General features: G+C 66.1%; 13 protein-coding genes, 1 tRNA gene and 1 pseudogene. 4 read left to right on the forward strand and 11 right to left on the reverse strand.

Translation table 11 applies throughout. The annotated features are described in order from the left end of the window. Nucleotides 1-19: 19 nt before the first annotated feature. From ACW17Z_RS01450 to ACW17Z_RS01475, 6 genes and pseudogenes are all read right to left on the reverse strand, one after another. The gene (locus ACW17Z_RS01450) at nucleotides 20-1771 is read right to left on the reverse strand and encodes a class I adenylate-forming enzyme family protein (protein WP_419316943.1); all 1752 of its coding nucleotides are present in this window, start codon (nucleotides 1769-1771) and stop codon (nucleotides 20-22) included. 731 nt (nucleotides 1772-2502) lie between these two features. Further along, a pseudogene (locus ACW17Z_RS01455) lies at nucleotides 2503-2660 on the reverse strand (hypothetical protein); the annotation flags it as partial. Between the two features lie 675 nt (nucleotides 2661-3335). Further along, entirely contained in the window at nucleotides 3336-6059 is a 2724-nt protein-coding gene (locus ACW17Z_RS01460) for a valine--tRNA ligase (RefSeq protein WP_492057314.1), read from the reverse strand. Nucleotides 6060-6209: 150 nt separating this feature from the next. After that, entirely contained in the window at nucleotides 6210-6737 is a 528-nt protein-coding gene (gene popZ, locus ACW17Z_RS01465) for a pole-organizing protein PopZ (protein WP_419316946.1), read from the reverse strand. 129 nt (nucleotides 6738-6866) lie between these two features. Then, nucleotides 6867-8303, reverse strand: a complete 1437-nt coding sequence (locus ACW17Z_RS01470; protein WP_492057315.1) for a TolC family outer membrane protein — start codon at nucleotides 8301-8303, stop codon at nucleotides 6867-6869. Between the two features lie 150 nt (nucleotides 8304-8453). Next, nucleotides 8454-9026: a protein-L-isoaspartate O-methyltransferase family protein gene (locus tag ACW17Z_RS01475; RefSeq protein ID WP_492057316.1), complete on the reverse strand. Its 573-nt coding sequence runs from the start codon at nucleotides 9024-9026 to the stop codon at nucleotides 8454-8456. A 293-nt stretch (nucleotides 9027-9319) separates the two neighbouring features. On the opposite strand from ACW17Z_RS01475, the gene ACW17Z_RS01480 reads away from it, so the two are divergent. Together ACW17Z_RS01480 and ACW17Z_RS01485 are read left to right on the forward strand one after the other, a co-directional pair. Continuing rightward, a tRNA-Asn gene (locus ACW17Z_RS01480) sits at nucleotides 9320-9394 on the forward strand. Nucleotides 9395-9625: 231 nt separating this feature from the next. Then, the gene (locus ACW17Z_RS01485; RefSeq protein ID WP_492057318.1) at nucleotides 9626-10030 is read left to right on the forward strand and encodes a hypothetical protein; all 405 of its coding nucleotides are present in this window, start codon (nucleotides 9626-9628) and stop codon (nucleotides 10028-10030) included. Between the two features lie 6 nt (nucleotides 10031-10036). On the opposite strand, the gene ACW17Z_RS01490 is transcribed toward ACW17Z_RS01485, so the two are convergent. The 3 genes from ACW17Z_RS01490 to ACW17Z_RS01500 form a co-directional block, all read right to left on the reverse strand. Beyond that, nucleotides 10037-10474, reverse strand: coding sequence for a VOC family protein (locus ACW17Z_RS01490; RefSeq protein ID WP_492057319.1), 438 nt, complete (start codon nucleotides 10472-10474; stop codon nucleotides 10037-10039). 62 nt (nucleotides 10475-10536) lie between these two features. Beyond that, on the reverse strand, nucleotides 10537-12396 hold the full coding sequence (locus ACW17Z_RS01495; RefSeq protein WP_419317010.1) for an ABCB family ABC transporter ATP-binding protein/permease: 1860 nt from the start codon (nucleotides 12394-12396) through the stop codon (nucleotides 10537-10539). Continuing rightward, nucleotides 12393-13235 carry a hypothetical protein gene (locus ACW17Z_RS01500; protein WP_492057320.1) on the reverse strand — a complete coding sequence of 281 codons (843 nt, stop codon included), beginning with the start codon at nucleotides 13233-13235 and terminating at the stop codon, nucleotides 12393-12395. The genes ACW17Z_RS01495 and ACW17Z_RS01500 overlap by 4 nt, the downstream gene beginning before the upstream one ends. Nucleotides 13236-13328: 93 nt before the next feature. On the opposite strand from ACW17Z_RS01500, the gene ACW17Z_RS01505 reads away from it, so the two are divergent. Next, nucleotides 13329-13937 carry an LOG family protein gene (locus tag ACW17Z_RS01505; RefSeq protein WP_492057321.1) on the forward strand — a complete coding sequence of 203 codons (609 nt, stop codon included), beginning with the start codon at nucleotides 13329-13331 and terminating at the stop codon, nucleotides 13935-13937. 67 nt (nucleotides 13938-14004) lie between these two features. After that, nucleotides 14005-14304 (forward strand): DUF8200 family protein, encoded by a 300-nt coding sequence (locus tag ACW17Z_RS01510; protein WP_419317013.1) that lies wholly within the window; start codon nucleotides 14005-14007, stop codon nucleotides 14302-14304. Between the two features lie 55 nt (nucleotides 14305-14359). On the opposite strand, the gene ACW17Z_RS01515 is transcribed toward ACW17Z_RS01510, so the two are convergent. Together ACW17Z_RS01515 and ACW17Z_RS01520 are read right to left on the reverse strand one after the other, a co-directional pair. Then, entirely contained in the window at nucleotides 14360-14491 is a 132-nt protein-coding gene (locus ACW17Z_RS01515; protein ID WP_419255846.1) for a hypothetical protein, read from the reverse strand. 397 nt (nucleotides 14492-14888) lie between these two features. Further along, nucleotides 14889-16034: an acyl-CoA dehydrogenase family protein gene (locus ACW17Z_RS01520; protein ID WP_419317014.1), complete on the reverse strand. Its 1146-nt coding sequence runs from the start codon at nucleotides 16032-16034 to the stop codon at nucleotides 14889-14891. Between the last annotated feature and the right edge of the window lie 107 nt (nucleotides 16035-16141).

Genomic DNA, 16141 nt, shown 5'->3' on the forward strand with positions numbered 1-16141 from the left:
GTCGCCTCCGGAGAGGGGCCTACCCCTCGACGAACACCTTCTTGAGTTCGTTCTTCATGATCTTGCCATTGGCGTTGCGAGGCAAGGTCTCGTGCCAGAACACCACCTTGACCGGCACCTTGAAGGCCGCAAGGCGTTCGGCGACAAAGGCCCGCAGCTCGGCCTCGGTGGCATGGGCGCCCGGCTTGAGGGTGACCACGGCCGCCGGCTCTTCGCCCAGGGTCTTGTGCTCGATGCCGACCAGAGCCGCGTCCATCACCGCAGGATGGTCGTAGAGGCAGTTCTCGACCTCGATGCAGTAGATGTTCTCGCCGCCACGGATCAGCATGTCCTTGGCGCGGTCGATGATGAAGCAGAAGCCCTCGGCGTCTAGGCGGGCCAGATCGCCGGTCTTCACCCAGCCGTCGATGAAGGTCTGGGCGGTGGCTTCGGGCTTGTTCCAGTAGCCGCGAACCACCTGCGGGCCACGGCACCACAGCTCGCCCACCTCGCCGATCGGCAGCTCGCGATGCGGCTCCTCGACGGTCATGATCTTCAGGTCGGTGACGGGCACGGCGGGGCCGCAGCTGTCGGGACGATTTTCATAGTCTTCGGCCGAGTTGCTGGTGGCGGTGGCCGAGGTCTCGGTCATGCCCCAGCCGTTGCCCGGCGAGGCCTTGGGCCAGATTTCCTTGATCTTGCGCACCAGTTCCGGCGCCGAGGGCGCGCCGCCATAGGACACGGCCTCGACCGACGACAGGTCGTACTTTTCGCGGTTGGGATGCTCGATGATCTGCCAGGCGATGGTCGGCACGCCGCCGATCTGGGTCAGGCGTTCGTCCTCGATCAGCTGCATGGCCTTGTCGGGATCCCACTTGCGGATCATGGCGATCTTGGCGCCGCCGAACAGCGAGGGGTTCAGCACCGCGAAACAGCCGGTGGCGTGGAAGAACGGCACCGAGATCAGCGAGCCGCGCTGCGGGCCATCGGGATCGGGCTCGGGCGGCGCCTCGCCCCGGCGCAGGAAGCTGCGCGCCCCGGCGGCGGCGGCGGCGAAGATGTTGCTGTTGACGTTGCGATGGGTGCCGATGGCGCCCTTGGGCTTGCCCGTGGTGCCGGACGTATAGAAGATGGTCGCGTCGTCGTCGGCTGTCAGCGGCACGGTCGACAGGGGCTGCTCGTCCAGCCCGGCCCAGTCATTGGGACCGCCGATCACCGTCTCCAGATGCGTCACATAGGGGTGGCTGATCTCCTCGGGAGACCGGCTCACATAGACGCATTGCAGCTCGGGGCAATTGTGCAGGTGCTCGGTCAGGCGCTCATAGCGCTCGACATCGACCACCAGGGTCTTGGCGCCGGAATCCAGCAGGCCGTATTCCAGCTCGGCGCCCGTCCACCAGGCGTTCAGCGGCGTGACGATCGCGCCGATCGACAGGGCGGCGTAGAAGGCCACCGGCCATTCGGGCAGGTTGCGCATGACGATGGCGACGCGGTCGCCCTTCTGCACGCCCTTGGCGGCCAGCTCGGCGGCAAAGACGGTGACGGCGCGATAAAAGGCCTCGAAACTGACCCGCTCGTCCTCATGAATCAGGAAGATCTTTTCGCCATGGGTGCGGCCCATGATCAGGGTGTCGCGCAGGGTCGGCGGAGCATTTTTCCAGACCCGGGTCTTCACGCCGCGGATCTCGACCTCTTCCATTTCCCCCGCCGTACCCGGCTGGGTGATCATGGCGTAGGCCTGCTGAACCGACATGGCGGGCCACGGGATGGAAGCGGGGGTGGCCTGGGTCATCGTTACTCTCCCGGTGTGGTCGCGCCTTATTCAATGAGCGCGTTCGGTTGCGAGAAAGCACAGCAGGCGGCGCGATGCAAACGTCTGTTCGAGACGTAAGGGAACAATGATAAGTTATGCGACTTGCCCTTGGGGAATGCGCCCGTCTCCGTGGCGCCTCAAGCCCCCTTGGCAGGCATGGGGCGGTGCCTCACGCGAATACTCGCTGAGTTCGGCGGGGAGGCGCGAAGCGGCCGGGGCGAACCCGGATGACCGTGATGTGTGTTTTGCGTTTCGGCTCGACCTGTCCGCTTCGCAGAAGCTGTTCTTGCGTGAGGATTGGGCCAAGCGAGCGTCTTTCAGCTCTGATACCCAAGAGCCCCCGTACGGGCGCGCATCCCGTCGATCGGCTAACCGTCTCGACGCCGACGATACGCGATAGGCGGGTTTACGATCCCTCGCCCTCTTCGACCCGCGTTCACCCGGCCGACAAGCCACTCAGCGTTTGGTCCGTCCTTCTGAGACAGCCCGCACACCTCGACCCGCCTTCCAGGGCGTCGCGGCCCCGCTCAGCTCCATCCCCATCGCCGCTTTGGGCCGGTACCAGGCGCCCTCCCCCTGCGACGGGGACAGCTATGATTATGCGGGAGGTTTGAGCTCCGAGGATTGGCGCGATCAACTATTTTATAGAGCGTTGATTTCGTTGGGGTCGGCTTCGGAAACTACGGGGATACAGCGCGGCGTATCCCCATACCTCCCGTCATTCCCGCCCTTGTGGCGGGAACCCCTGGTTCAGCTGAACCGTGAAGCGCCAGCGAAGTGCGCGCGCACTTCGCCCCTCCCGCACCTGCGGCGGACAGAGGGGTTCCCGCCACAAGGGCGGGAATGACGGTGATTTATTGGAGAGGCGCCCCGCCCCCCTTCGCGCCGAAGGGAGCCATCCTTAAATCTCACGGCGAGACGATCGCCGGACTGGAAAGGTCTCTCAAGGACGACGCTCCGCGTCGCCGCGACGCGGCCGCCGGAGGCGGTGTCGGCGGACAGACCTTTCCAGTCCGGCACGCTGCAGCCTCCAAGAGATTTAAGGATGAGCGGAACGCGGGGCGTCCGCTTTCGGGGCAGGTGCCAATATCTGCTTCCGACCCTGAGCGGTTGTTCGCTTAGAGCGGGCGATCCATATGGCGCTCAGCCATGACGAAGCCCCATCCCACGGCCAAGATTAGTCCCAGAGGGCCTAGCCTCAGCAGACCTACCGCGTCACCAATCCAGAAGGCTACGCCCCCAGCGAAGCAGCTCGCGGGAATGACCGCCGCTCCCTTCCAATGAACGACTGTCGAGCTCCATAGCCATACGCGCCGAAACCAAACTTCGCGATTGTGATGGATCATCGCCTGCACTCGCCTGAGGCCAGTACGATGGCTGAAGGCGGGTCCGCTCTCCACCCTTCTCGGAAGTCGTGACCGTCCGCTATCTGGCGACCGCAGGCTGGCGCTGGCCATCAATCAAACCGGCGGACTGGGTCCAGCCACGGAGGCCTGACAGCCGCCCCGAGTTCATAGAACCGTGGCGGCTGTCTGACAGACCCCTACCCGACCGCCGCGAGCCGCGAGAGCGCCGCTTCCAGCTTGGCCTTGGCCGCTTCGGCTTCGGCGAGGCGTTCGCGGTTTTCGGTGATCGCCTCTTCCTTGGCGCGGGCCAGGAAGTCGGGATTGCCCAGCTTCTTGGCGGCCTTGTCGATGTCGACGGCGTGGCCGGCGATTTCCTTGGTCAGGCGGGCCTTCTCGGCCGCCAGGTCGATGAACTCGGCGATGGCCAGGGCGCCGGTCGCTTCGCCCAGCACGAAGGGCACCGCGCCGGTCGGCGGGGCGTCGGCTTCGCGGGCGCTGTCGAGGCGCGCCAGGGTCAGCAGCAGGTCGCGGTGACGGACCAGGCGGGCCTTGGTCTCGGCGCTGGCGCCGATCAGGGTCAGCGGCGGCTTGGCGCCCGGGGGCACGTTCATCTCGGCGCGGACCGAGCGGATCTCGCTGACGGTGTCGACCAGCCAGCCGATCTCGGCCTCGGCATCGGCGTCGATCCAGCTGTCCGGCAGTTCCGGCCACTGGGCCGAGATCAGCATGCCGTCGCGCTTGGGGCCAAACTCGGCGGTCTTGTCCCACAGCTCCTCGGTGATGAACGGCATCACCGGGTGCAGCAGCTTGAGGATCACGTCCAGCGCCCAGGCGGCGGTGGCGCGGGTCTCGGCCTTGGCGGCGGCGTCATCGCCGTTGAGGATCGGCTTGGCCAGTTCCAGATACCAGTCGCAGAACACGTTCCAGATGAACTTGTAGAGCGCGCTGGCCGCCGCATCGAACGACGGCGCCTCAAGGGCGCGCGTCACCTCGGCGACGGTCTTGACCGTCTCGCCGCGGATCCACTTGTTGATCGGCTGCTGGACGGTCGCGGGATCAAAGCCCTCGACGCGAACGCACTCGTTCATCTGGGCAAAGCGCGAGGCGTTCCACAGCTTGGTGCCGAAGTTGCGATAGCCTTCGATGCGCTGCTTGGACAGCTTGATGTCGCGCGCCTGGCCCGACATCGCGGTCATGGTGAAGCGCACCGCATCGCAGCCCAGCTCGTCGATGAGGACCAGCGGGTCCAGGACATTGCCCTTGGACTTGCTCATCTTGGCGCCCTTCTCGTCACGGACGAGGGCGTTGATGAACACCTGCTTGAATGGGACTTCGCCCATGAAGTGGATGCCCATCATCATCATCCGGGCGACCCAGAAGAAGATGATGTCAAAACCGGTGACCAAGGTGCTGGTCGGGTAGAAACGGGCCAGGTCTTCGGTCTTTTCCGGCCAGCCCAGGGTCGAGAACGGCCACAGGGCGGAGGAGAACCAAGTGTCGAGGACGTCTTCGTCGCGCTTCAGCACCGGCGCTTCGTCGCCATAGTGCAGGATGGCGGCGGCATAGGCCTCCTCCTCCGTCTCCTCGACGAAGATGTGGCCGTCCTCGCCAAACCACGCCGGGATCCGATGGCCCCACCACAGCTGGCGCGAGACGCACCAGGGCTCGATGTTGCGCAGCCATTCGAAATAGGTCTTTTCCCAGTGCCTGGGCTCGAAGACGGTGTCGCCGTTCTCGACGGCCTTCAGGGCCGGCTGGGCCAGGGTCTTGGCGTCGACATACCACTGGTCAGTCAGAAAGGGCTCGATGACCACGCCGGAACGGTCGCCGTGCGGGACCATGTGCCTGGTCTTCTCGATTTCCTTGAGCCAGCCCTCTTCCTCGGCGCGGGCGACGATGGCCTTGCGCGCCACGAAGCGGTCCATGCCGACATAGTCGGCCGGGACGCTGTCATTCAGCTTGGCCTCGACGGTCAGGATATTGATGACTTCCAGCCCTGCCCGCTTGCCGACGCCGAAGTCGTTGAAGTCATGGGCCGGGGTGATCTTCACCGCGCCCGAGCCCTTGGTCGGGTCGGCATAGTCGTCGGCGACGATCGGGATGCGACGACCGACGATCGGCAGGGTCACGAACTTGCCCACCAGGTCCTTGTAGCGCTCATCGGTCGGATGAACGGCCACGCCGGTGTCGCCCAGCATGGTCTCCGGGCGCGTGGTGGCCACGACGATATAGTCGCGGGTCTCGAACTCGGTCGCCTTGCCCTCGTCGTCGAAGGCGATGGGGTGCTGATAGGTGACGCCGTCAGCCAGCGGATAGGCGAAGTGCCAGTAGGCGCCGTCGACCTCCTTCTGCTCGACCTCGAGGTCGGAGATGGCGGTCTGGAACTGGGGGTCCCAGTTGACCAGGCGCTTGTCGCGATAGAGCAGCTTGTCCTTGTAGAGCTGAACGAACACCTTGCGGACGGCGGCCGACAGGCCCTCATCCAGGGTGAAGCGCTCGCGCGACCAGTCGCAGCTGGCGCCCAGTCGGCGCAGCTGGTTGACGATCGTGCCGCCGCTCTCGGCCTTCCATTCCCAGATCTTCTCGACGAAGGCCTCGCGGCCCATGTCGCGGCGACCCACATTGCCGGCGGCGGCCAGCTGGCGTTCAACCACCATCTGGGTGGCGATGCCCGCATGGTCGGTGCCCGGCAGCCACAGGGCGGCCTTGCCGCGCATGCGGTGGAAGCGCGTCATCACGTCCTGCAGCGTGTTGTTCAGCGCGTGGCCGATATGCAGCGAGCCCGTCACGTTGGGTGGCGGGATGACGATCACGAACGGCTCGGCGTTCGGGTCCTCGCTGGGCTTGAAGGCCCCGGAGGCCTCCCAGGCGGCGTACAGGCGGGGTTCGACGGCTTTGGGATCGAAGGTCTTGTCAAGCATGGCGGTGCGGGTATGCCATCTGCGGCCGCCGCGCGAAACCGGGCGACCTGGATTCAGGAAGAATTTGAACGGAAAAAGGCGGCCGCCACAGCGACCGCCCCTTCAGATTTCGAGGTTCGCGCCCGGCCAGGGCCAGGGCGCGACCCGATTTTAGCCGCGACCGCGCGCGATGCGGTGGACTTCTTCCTCGACCTTGGCCTCGACGATGCGCGGCAGGTTCTGGTCGAGCCATTCCTTGAGCAGCGGGCGCAGCAGTTCGCGCACCACATCTTCCAGGGTGCGGCCGTCCTTGGGCATCAGCAGGGCCGAGCTCAGGCTGCCGAACGCGCTGGCGGCCAGACCGGCGGCGTGATCGCCAACCAGGTTGTCGGCCACTTCGTCGCGATTGAACGCCGGAGCGGGCGGCGTGTAGGCGGGTTCCGGCTCGGGCGCCGGCGGCGAATAGACGTCCAGATCACCGACGCTCTCGAGCGGCTCGGGCGCGATCGGATCGGTCAGGTCCAGCACGTCGTCCTCGACCGGCTCCTGATACGCAGGCTCAGGCTCAGGCTCGGGCGCCGGGGCGGGTGCTGGAGCCGGGGCCTCGGGCTCCGCCGGTGCGTCATCTTCGGAGATGATGCGCCGGATGGAGGCGAGGATCTCCTCCATTGTCGGTTCTTGGGAGCTCTGGTCGGACATGTGCGGGGGCCGTCGGTAAAGAGGTACGAATCCTTGCGCACCCAAAGGGCGCTTACCCCCGATGGTGCAGACTTGAGCAGCTTAAGCAAGCGCAAGGATCGCAGGTGGGCGAAATCGACGCGGTGAGGCTTACTTCGAGGACGGCTTTGTGGAGGGCGCTCCGACCTTGTCGATCACCTGCACCACCGGCTCCCACGGCACCCAGCCCAGGGCGTGGTTGACGCGGTTGTACGAGGTCTTGGGGTCATAGCGGGACACGTCCGGCGCTAGGGCGGCGATGTCGAGCGCGCCCATGGCCTGCAGCACGGCGGCGCTGGCGACGTATTCGTCACGACGGGCCGAGACCAGGGCCAGCTCGGCCGAGCGCAGTTCCTGCTGGGCGTTGAGGACGTCCAGCGTGGTGCGCAGACCGACCTGCTGCTCCTGACGCACGCCTTCGAAGGCGATACGGGCGGCGCGGACCTGTTCCTCGTTCGAAACCAGGTTCGAGCGCGAGGCCAGCAGATTGCTCCAGGCGTTCGACACCGACTGCAGGGCGGCGCGCTTGGCGCCTTCCACGGCGATATGAGCGGCGTTTTCGCGCTCGGTGGCGGCGCGGACCTGAGAGGAAACCAGACCGCCCGTGAACAGCGGGATCGACGCGGTGACGGCCCCGGTCAGCTGACGGTCATAGTCGGCGAACTGGTCGCCACGACCATTGATCTCGCTGGCGTCATAGCCCAGCGAAGCGCGGGCCGACACGTTCGGACGGCGCGAGGCGCGGGCCGAAGCGACGCGGGCCGCCGCAGCGCGTTCATTGAAACGGGCGGCCGCGACTTGCGGATTGTTGTTTTCGGCGGCGTCGAAGGCCTGCTCCACCGTCGGCGGCAGCAAGGCGGCCAGCGAGGGCTCGGCGACCAGATCGGTCGGGTTCTGGCCGACGATCGCGGCATAGCTGGCGCGGCTGATGGAAAGCTGGGCCTGGGCCGAGCTCAGCGCGGCCTGGGCCGCGGCGCGACGCGCCTGCGACTGGGCGACGTCGGTGCGGGTGATTTCGCCCACTTCGAAGCGGGCGTTGGACTCTTCCAGCTGCCGGCCCAGCACCTCGACATTCTCCTGCGAGATACGCAGGCGTTCCTGATCGCGGCGGACATCCACATAGGCCTGGATCACGCCGATCAGGACATTCTGCTCAATGTTGCGAAGACCTTCGCGCGACGCCAGCACATCGGCTTCTGCGGCGGTCAGGTTGGCGCTGGCCTTGCCGCCGGTATAGAGCGGCTGGCTGATCGACAGGGTCGCGCCGCTACCCGAGGTCTCGACGCGCGTACCGCCGCTGGGATCGCTCTGCGACCCGGTCAGGTCAGCCGAAAGGCTGGCCGTCGGCCGGAAAGCAGTCTTGGCCTGCACGACGCTTTCGTCGGTGGCGCGCTGGCTGGCGCGCTGTTGCTGCAGCGTGGGATTGGTCTGGTACGCAAGAGCGATAGCGTTGGTCAGCGTCTCGGCCTGGGCGGCGGACACAAAGCCGGCCATCAGGCCCAAGCTGCAAGCGGCGGCCAACAATCCGGCCCGACGGCTATTCGACATCAAGTTCTATCCCCAAGACACGCGAAGCTCGCGCCCGCACTCATATATGATCGCGTGTAGGGCTGAGCGCCACCGGCCGCCAGTTAAGCTTTTTTCACGCTCACGTTGCGAGCATGTTTCCACAACGAAAATGACCCCGTCCGGTCCGGGCTAGAACGCGAAACCGGGCGCGGCGGAAAAACCCGCCAGCAAGGGCGGAGTCGAGTCGAACACGTTGCGGCGGCCCACGCCTTCTTCGGCATGCACATAGATCGTCGCCTGCCCCACGGGGCCGCTCCGTTCGACAACGCCCAGACGGCCGCCGACCGCCAGGGCCTTGGTCCAGCCGACCGGAGCCGCGCCGACCGCACCTTCGCAAATGATCACGTCATAGCCAAAGCCGGCCGGGCTGCTCAGATCGTCGCCATCCAGGCGGGTGACCGAAAGCCCCATGGCCTCAAGCACCGCCGCCGCATAGGGCGCAGCGATGGCCAGGGCCTTCTCGCCCGCGCGGGGCTTCAGATATTGCAGCAGCTTGCCCACGTCCCGCGGGCGCAGCAGCCAGCGGCCGGGTGCATATTCGACCTCGGCGTCGGCATAGGCCAGGTAGGCCTTGCCGGCCGGGACCACAGCCTCGCGGGCTACAACGCGCAACGCGTCCTGCAAGGGCAGGTCGGTGACGTCGGCGGTGCGGATCTGGCTTTCCACCATGTTCAGCCGCGCGGCGGCGAAATCGGTGCTCATGGAATCCCTCGGTCGGACTAGACGTTCGCGCCGCTTATAGGTCCGCCCCTCCCCCCAAGGCAATGCGAACGCATGCAAAGGCGCGGAACGATGGGCTGCGACCTTTTGGTTGGGGCTGAAATTAAGATCCGATTAACCATAAAGGCGCAGTTTCCAGCTGTCTTCATTGAAGACACCCCACCATCACTGACTTTCCACAGCCCGGTCACAAGCCGGGCTGTTTTTTTGTTCGAAGGCGCTTGCGCCGAGTCAATGAGGCGGCTATCACCCGGCCTCTTCCTGAGGCGACCTGTTCCGCGGTAGCTCAGTGGTAGAGCAGCCGGCTGTTAACCGGCTGGTCGTAGGTTCGAATCCTACCCGCGGAGCCACCTCCGGCTTGAGCAGCGGCCTTCGCTTCGGCGAAGGCCGCGCTTTCTCTCCCCAGACCTTTCAGATCCTCGGTTCGCGCAGTTGAAGCGAATTTGAGTTTGCGTCTCTGCGGAAGCTTTCCCCAATTTGAGGGCCGCGCCGGAGCACTTGCTCGCAGCCGGGTTCCATGACCGAACGAACAGCGCTACGCGACCCTTCACCGACGCTGTCGTCGGCGCTATGGCTCAACCATGATCACTGCCGACGACCATTGGCCCGCGACCCTGCAGCGCGTTGTGGGCACGCTCCATTTCAAGATCGCGGATAGCAAGTCCGTCGCGCCGGCCCTGCAGATCGAGGTGCGCCAGGACATTCAGTCCCTGCCCGCCCTGATCCAGACCGCCGTCAAGGCCACGATCGAGCTGGACAGCTGGGTCGCTACGGAGCGCATGGAGCCCCCTATCAATCGCGAAGCCGTGCTGGCCCGAAAGCAGCTGGCGCGGGCCATCGCGGCCGATCCGCCCGGCGCCGGCCAGTCGCCCTTCACGGCCGGCTATGACGCCGCCTATCGCCTGCGCCTGGAGCAGCTGGTCTGGGCGGCTATCGCCGATCATCCCCGCCGCCGACTTGAAGAGCTGGCCTCGGCCCGCCCCTGACCGGACCTACCAGGCCCCGATATTGGGCATCGACGCCCAGGGTTCGGCGGCCGGCAGGTTGCCGTCCTGAAGCAATTCGACCGAGATATTGTCCGGCGAGCGCACGAACGCCATGTGGCCGTCGCGCGGCGGTCGGTTGATGATCACGCCCATGTCCATCAGGCGCTGGCAGGTCTCGTAGATGTCATCGACCCGGTAGGCCAGGTGACCGAAGTTGCGGCCGCCGTCATAGTCCTCAGGGTCCCAGTTATAGGTCAGCTCGACCAGCGGCGCCTGGCGCGCCTTGGCCAGCTCGACATCTTCCGGCGCGGCCAGAAACACCAGGGTGAAGCGGCCCTGGTTGTTTTCCATCCGGTACATTTCGGTCAGGCCCAGGCCTTCGCAATAGAACCGCAGCGAAGCGTCCAGATCGCGGACGCGGACCATGGTGTGCAGATAGCGCAAGGCGAAACTCCCAGACTGTGTGCGATGGATATAGCCCCTCTAAGCCAACGCGCGAAGGGCGGTCAGGTCGCCGGCTTTTCCCGGGTCTGGCGTCGCCAGAGCGCCGCGTACTCGCCACCGGCTTCCAGCAGAGCAGCATGGGCGCCGCGCTCGACGATCTTGCCGCGACGCAGGACGACGATCTCGTCGGCGTCGGCGATGGTTGAGAGGCGATGGGCCACCACCAGCGTGGTGCGGCCCGCCCTGGCCTTGCGCAGGGTCTCCTGGATGGCCGCCTCGGTGCGGCTGTCCAGGGCGCTGGTCGCCTCGTCGAGGATCAGCACCCGCGGCTGGGCCAGGAGAGCCCGGGCGATGCCGACCCGCTGGCGCTCGCCGCCGGACAGTTTCAAACCCCGCTCACCGACCTTGGTGGCCATGCCTTCAGGCAGATTGCGGATGAACTCACCCAGTTCGGCGGCCTCCGCCGCCGCCCAGATTTCAGCCTCGGTCGCTTCGGGCCGCGCGAAGCCGATATTGCTGAGCACCGTGTCGTTGAAGAGGGCCACATCCTGCGGCACCAGAGCGACCGCGCGGCGCAGCGACGCCTGACGCAGATCGCGCAGATCGCAGCCGTCCAGGGTGATCCGGCCCGACTGCGGGTCGATCATTCGCAGCGCCAGACGCACCAGCGTGGTCTTTCCCGCGCCCGACGGCCCGACGATCGCGACCGTGGTTCCCGGCGGGATCGAGAAGCTGACATCCTTCAGCCCCTCCGATCGCGCGCCATGGCGGAACGATACGGCCTCGAACACCACGGCGCCGCCGCGCTGGTCGGCGCGGGGCGGCAGGTCGACGGCGTCCGGCGCATCGGCCACGTCGGCGCTTTGCCGGCGCAGATCGAGCATGGCCTCCATGTCGATGAAGGACTGGCGGATCTCGCGATAGGCAAAGCCTAGGATGTTGAGCGGCGCGTAAAGATTGATCAGGATCAGCACGGCGGCCGTGACGTCGCCCGGTCCCATGCGCCCGGCCGAGGCTTCGGTTCCCGCCAGCACGGCCATGGCGCCTAGACCCAGACTCATCACCGCCGCCTGCACGGTGTTGAGCACGGTCAGCGAGTTGGTCGCCTTGACCTGGGCGTCGCCATAGACGTCGAGCGCGCTCTTGTAGCCACCGACCGCCCGGTCCTCGCCGCCGAAGGACTTGACGGTCTCGTAATTGATCAGGGAGTCCACCGCCCGGCCCGCAGCCTCGGCGTCGGCCTCGTTCAGCGCGCGGCGATGACCGATGCGCCAGTCCGAAATGGCAAAGGTGATGTAGCCGTAGACGCCCACGGTCAGCAGGGCGATGACCGCGAACCGCCAGTCATAGGCCTTGGCCAGCACGGCAGCGGCCATCAGCAACTCGATGGCGGTCGGGCCCAGGTTGAAGACCAGGCTGCGCAGCAGGAAATCCATGGACCGCGCGCCCCGGTCGATCACCCGCGACAGCGATCCCGTGCGCTTGGACTGATGAAAGTCGATCGACAGTGAGAGGGCGTGGGCAAAGGTCTCAACAGCCGCCTGGTTCTGGGCCGCCTGGGCCACGGGCGTGAACACGGCGTCCCGCGCCTGCGGCGCCGCCGCCGAGATGAAGCGCACCAGGGCCCATCCCGCCGCCAGGCCTGCGAAGGTCCAGGTGACGCTCGTCGCAACACCCTGCCCTGCCGCCAGTCGGTTGACCGCCGCGCCCAGCAGCAGTGGGGCCAGAACGCCCAGGGCCTTGCCGATCAGGGTGAACACCAGGGCCAGTGAGACCCGCCAGCGAAGCCCTGGCGCTTTGGATCGCAGCACCAGCCGGAAAAGATCGCCCATCGCGCTCCAGAAGCGAACGCGGACCGCAGGCGGCGCGATCGCACCCGTGACCGCCTGGCGTGCTGACGGCGCCGAGCCGAAACCCCTCATGAGCCTGAGGCCTGGATGATCAGGGTGGTCTGCACGCCTCCGCCCGGCGTCATCCAGTCAACGCGCCATCCGGTATCGACGCGCTGGGCGCGAACCGGTCCATCAACAAGCGACGCCGCAGGCGAGACCACGATCCTGATCCTTTGCTCGCCGCCCTCGCCGCTGACCTGAATGTCATGCGCGCCGATGCCCAGCGTTTCGCTGAGCGACAGAGAAAAGCGCCCATCCTCAGCGGCCTGCCCGACGGCGCGCGGCGTCCTGTCGACGCGAACGCCCAGACCTGCGCCCGGCGTGGCCATGCCCGAGATCACCGCCCCGCCCTCCGGATCGACATCGACCGCCAGGATAATGGGCGACGAAGAGCCCGGCGCCAGGCGCCAGGCGCCTGAGCCGGCCCGCAGCAGGGCCACTTCGCCTTCAGGCGTGACCATCACATAGCCCTCGGCCTGAACGGTGCGGCCTCCGCGGGTCATCGACAGGCCATACAGGCGAACACGATCGCTGCGCGGGACGGTCAGGCTCCATTGTCCGAGCGCGTCGATCTGGCCCACCAGCGCCTCGCCGGTCGGCGCGCCCAATCGCACGCTGCCGTCGGGCGCGCCTTCGCCCTTCAGCACCAGACCTGCGGGTCCCTGTACGGCCTGCTTGACGTTGGGCGGCGCGATATAGCCGGCTTCAGAGGCGTCGGCCTGGGTCGAGGCGGGCGCGGCCTTGGGGCGCCAGTCGTCCCGCCGGCCGCTGTCGCAGGCCGTGAGCGCCAGGCTTGCGCCGGCCAGAAGTCCAATCACGCCGCCTCGGGCGAGCATCGACTTGAAACGGGCGGTGCGAATCCTGATCATGCAAAGCTCATGTCGGCGCAACCAACCGCGCCGGCTTCTACATAGGTGGCGCGCCGCTGCGGCGCGCCCTTTCTTTTGCTGGAGTGGACGACGATGCCCGATGAGTCTAGGCGCCTGGACTCCGTCTGCGTCTATTGCGGTTCCTCCAATGACGCCGACCCCGCCTTCATCGAAGCCGCAGGCCAGATCGGCGCCAGCTTCGCCCAGGCGGGCCTGAAACTGATCTACGGCGGCGGCGGTGTCGGCCTGATGGGCGCCACGGCGCGCGGCGCCCACGCCGCCGGAGGGCGCGTACTGGGGATCATCCCGAAGTTCCTGACCGGCCGCGAGCAGCCGTTCGACGACGTCGAGACCCTTGTCGTCAACAACATGCACGAACGGAAAATGCTGATGTTCGAACAGGCCGACGCCTTCGTCGTCCTGCCCGGCGGGATCGGCACGCTGGAAGAGATCATCGAGTTGCTGTCCTGGCGTCGGCTGGACCTGCATCAGAAGCCGATCGTCTTTCACAATCCGCGCGGCTTCTGGGACCCGCTGTTCGCCCTGCTGCAGCATACCATCGACGAGGGCCTTACCCCGCCAGCCCTGGCCGATACATGGCGCTCGGTCGAAAAGGCGCAGGATGTGACCCCGGCGCTCTTGTCATGGGACGCTGAATTCTATCAAAGCGGCCCTCAAACAAGTGTTCGGCTGTTGACTTAGTTTCAAAACGCAACGCACTTGTAGGTAGGCCGACCTCCCCGTCGGCCTTGGGGATAGAGGAACAATCATGCGTATTTTTTTCTCCGCGCTTGTCGCGGCGTCCGCCCTCTCGACTGGCGCTTTCGCCGCTGAAGGCGCGGTTCTCAAGCTCAAGGCTCCGGCCAAGGTGCCCAGCCTGATCCAGGACGGGGCCATCTGGCGCTGCAACGGCGATGTCTGCGCCGCGCCGCAAGTGAAATCCATGCCGATCGCCCGGACTTGCCGCAAGGTCGCCGCCGAGCTCGGCGCGGTCGTCTCGTTCCACTATCGCGGCGAAGCCCTGGACGACGCCGGCATCGCAGACTGCAACACGGCCGCCAAGCCCTGAGGCGCAAAGGGGCGATCCGCGCATGCGGATCGCCCCCTCTACGCTGCGCCTGAGCCTATTTGCCCTTCGCGGGCTTGGGTGGCTTGGGCGTCGAACTGGACCTTCCACCGACCAGCATCCCGCCCAGAAGGGCGAAGGACATCATGGCGTGGTTCATCTTCGATACATTCATGGCGGCGTCTCCCAGACAGGCCGTTGGACCAGGAGACGCGCGCGGCTTACAGGGGTGGTCCCCTCATAGTCGTCAGCGCGTCGAAGAAAAGCATGCGCCAAACCAGGGGAATCGCAAGCGGTTTTAATCCGTAAACTGATCATATCAGAGCACGGAACATGCCGTTTTTCGATGCCGGCTCCGGTCGCGATTTAATTCCGTATACGGTAATTTTTCCGCCTCTGCGGCGCACAGGCCCCGCACGGCCTGGCTTCCTCGCTGGCGCGTGTCGGCCTGCGCATCCTGAGCGCCCAGCGCCTGGCCTCGACGACGGAAACTGCGACAGCGCAAAGAAAAACCGCCCGCGTCGGCGTGACGCAGGCGGCTTTCCGGATTTCAGGTCGTTATTCCGTGGGCGTCACCGCCCAAAACGCTAGGCGGCAGCGTTGAACGACAGGTTTTCGTAGCGCTTGAGGTGGTGATCCACCGAGCCGAACAGGCCCTCGATGATCGAGGCGCGCTTGAAATAGTGACCGATGGCCAGCTCGTCGGTCATGCCCATGCCGCCGTGGATCTGGATGGCGTTCTGGCCCACGAACTTGCAGGCGCGGCCGATCTGGACCTTCATCGACGACACGGCCTTGGCGCGAGTTTCAGCGTCTTCATCGATCTTGATGGTGGCCATGTAGGTCATCGACACGGCCTGCTCGACATTGATGAACATGTCGACCATGCGGTGCTGCAGCACCTGGAAGTTGGCGATGGCGGTGCCGAACTGCTTGCGCTGCTTGGCGTAGTCCAGGGTGTTTTCGTGCAGCTTGCGCAGCACGCCGACAGCCTCGGCGCCGACGGCGGCGGTGGCCTCGTCGATCACCTTGTCGACCAGCGGCAGGCCTTCGCCCTCGCCGCCGATCAGGGCGTCGGCCGGGATCGAGACGTTCTCGAAATAGACTTCCGAGGCGCGGCCGCCATCGACGGTGGGATAGTCGCGGGTGACGATGCCCGGCAGGCTCTTGTCGACCAGGAACACCGACACGCCGCCGGCGTCGCGCTGGGCGCCGCCGGTGCGGGCGGTGACGATCAGGTGCGAGGCGAACGGCGCACCCACCACCACGGCCTTGTGGCCGTTCAGGACATAGCCCGAGCCGTCCTTCTTGGCCGTCGTCTTCAGGTCACGCCAGGTATAGCGGCCCTGCGGCTCGGCATAGGCGAAGGCGATGGTGGTCGTCCCGCCGACAATGCCCTCGATGACCGAGGCGGCATGGGCGTAGCCGGAGTGCTTCATGAAGCCGCCGCCGATGACGACCGAGCCCAGATAGGGCTCGATGACCAGGGCTTTGCCGAACTCTTCCATGATGATCATGTTGTCGATGGCGCCGCCGCCCAGGCCGCCAAGCTCTTCGCTGAACGAGGCGCCCAGGATGCCCAGCTCCTCGGCGAAAGCCTTCCAGTAGTCGGCGCGCCAGCCGCTCTCGGAGGCCACGATCTTGCGGCGCGTCTCGAAGTCGTACTTGTCCTGCAGGAAGCTCGCGACCGTGTCACGAACCATCGACTGCTCTTCGGTGAAGTTGAAATCCATCCCAGGGTTTCCGTTTCTTCTGTCGTCCAGGCCTTGGCCCGGATCTTATGGGTCACTGTGTGCGGCGGTCCCGGATCGCGCCATAGACGCGTCCGGGATGACAGGCG

Source organism: Caulobacter sp. GSs2, from assembly GCF_058680895.1.

Bases quoted from the DNA above. Each gene is read 5' to 3' on its own strand.
- ACW17Z_RS01505 (WP_492057321.1), top strand. From the start codon at position 13,329: ATGCCCGATGAGTCTAGGCGCCTGGACTCCGTCTGCGTCTATTGCGGT.
- popZ (WP_419316946.1), bottom strand. From the start codon at position 6,737: ATGTCCGACCAGAGCTCCCAAGAACCGACAATGGAGGAGATCCTCGCC.
- ACW17Z_RS01510 (WP_419317013.1), top strand. From the start codon at position 14,005: ATGCGTATTTTTTTCTCCGCGCTTGTCGCGGCGTCCGCCCTCTCGACT.
- ACW17Z_RS01475 (WP_492057316.1), bottom strand. From the start codon at position 9,026: ATGAGCACCGATTTCGCCGCCGCGCGGCTGAACATGGTGGAAAGCCAG.
- ACW17Z_RS01470 (WP_492057315.1), bottom strand. From the start codon at position 8,303: ATGTCGAATAGCCGTCGGGCCGGATTGTTGGCCGCCGCTTGCAGCTTG.
- ACW17Z_RS01495 (WP_419317010.1), bottom strand. From the start codon at position 12,396: ATGAGGGGTTTCGGCTCGGCGCCGTCAGCACGCCAGGCGGTCACGGGT.
- ACW17Z_RS01450 (WP_419316943.1), bottom strand. From the start codon at position 1,771: ATGACCCAGGCCACCCCCGCTTCCATCCCGTGGCCCGCCATGTCGGTT.
- ACW17Z_RS01485 (WP_492057318.1), top strand. From the start codon at position 9,626: ATGATCACTGCCGACGACCATTGGCCCGCGACCCTGCAGCGCGTTGTG.
- ACW17Z_RS01460 (WP_492057314.1), bottom strand. From the start codon at position 6,059: ATGCTTGACAAGACCTTCGATCCCAAAGCCGTCGAACCCCGCCTGTAC.
- ACW17Z_RS01520 (WP_419317014.1), bottom strand. From the start codon at position 16,034: ATGGATTTCAACTTCACCGAAGAGCAGTCGATGGTTCGTGACACGGTC.
- ACW17Z_RS01500 (WP_492057320.1), bottom strand. From the start codon at position 13,235: ATGATCAGGATTCGCACCGCCCGTTTCAAGTCGATGCTCGCCCGAGGC.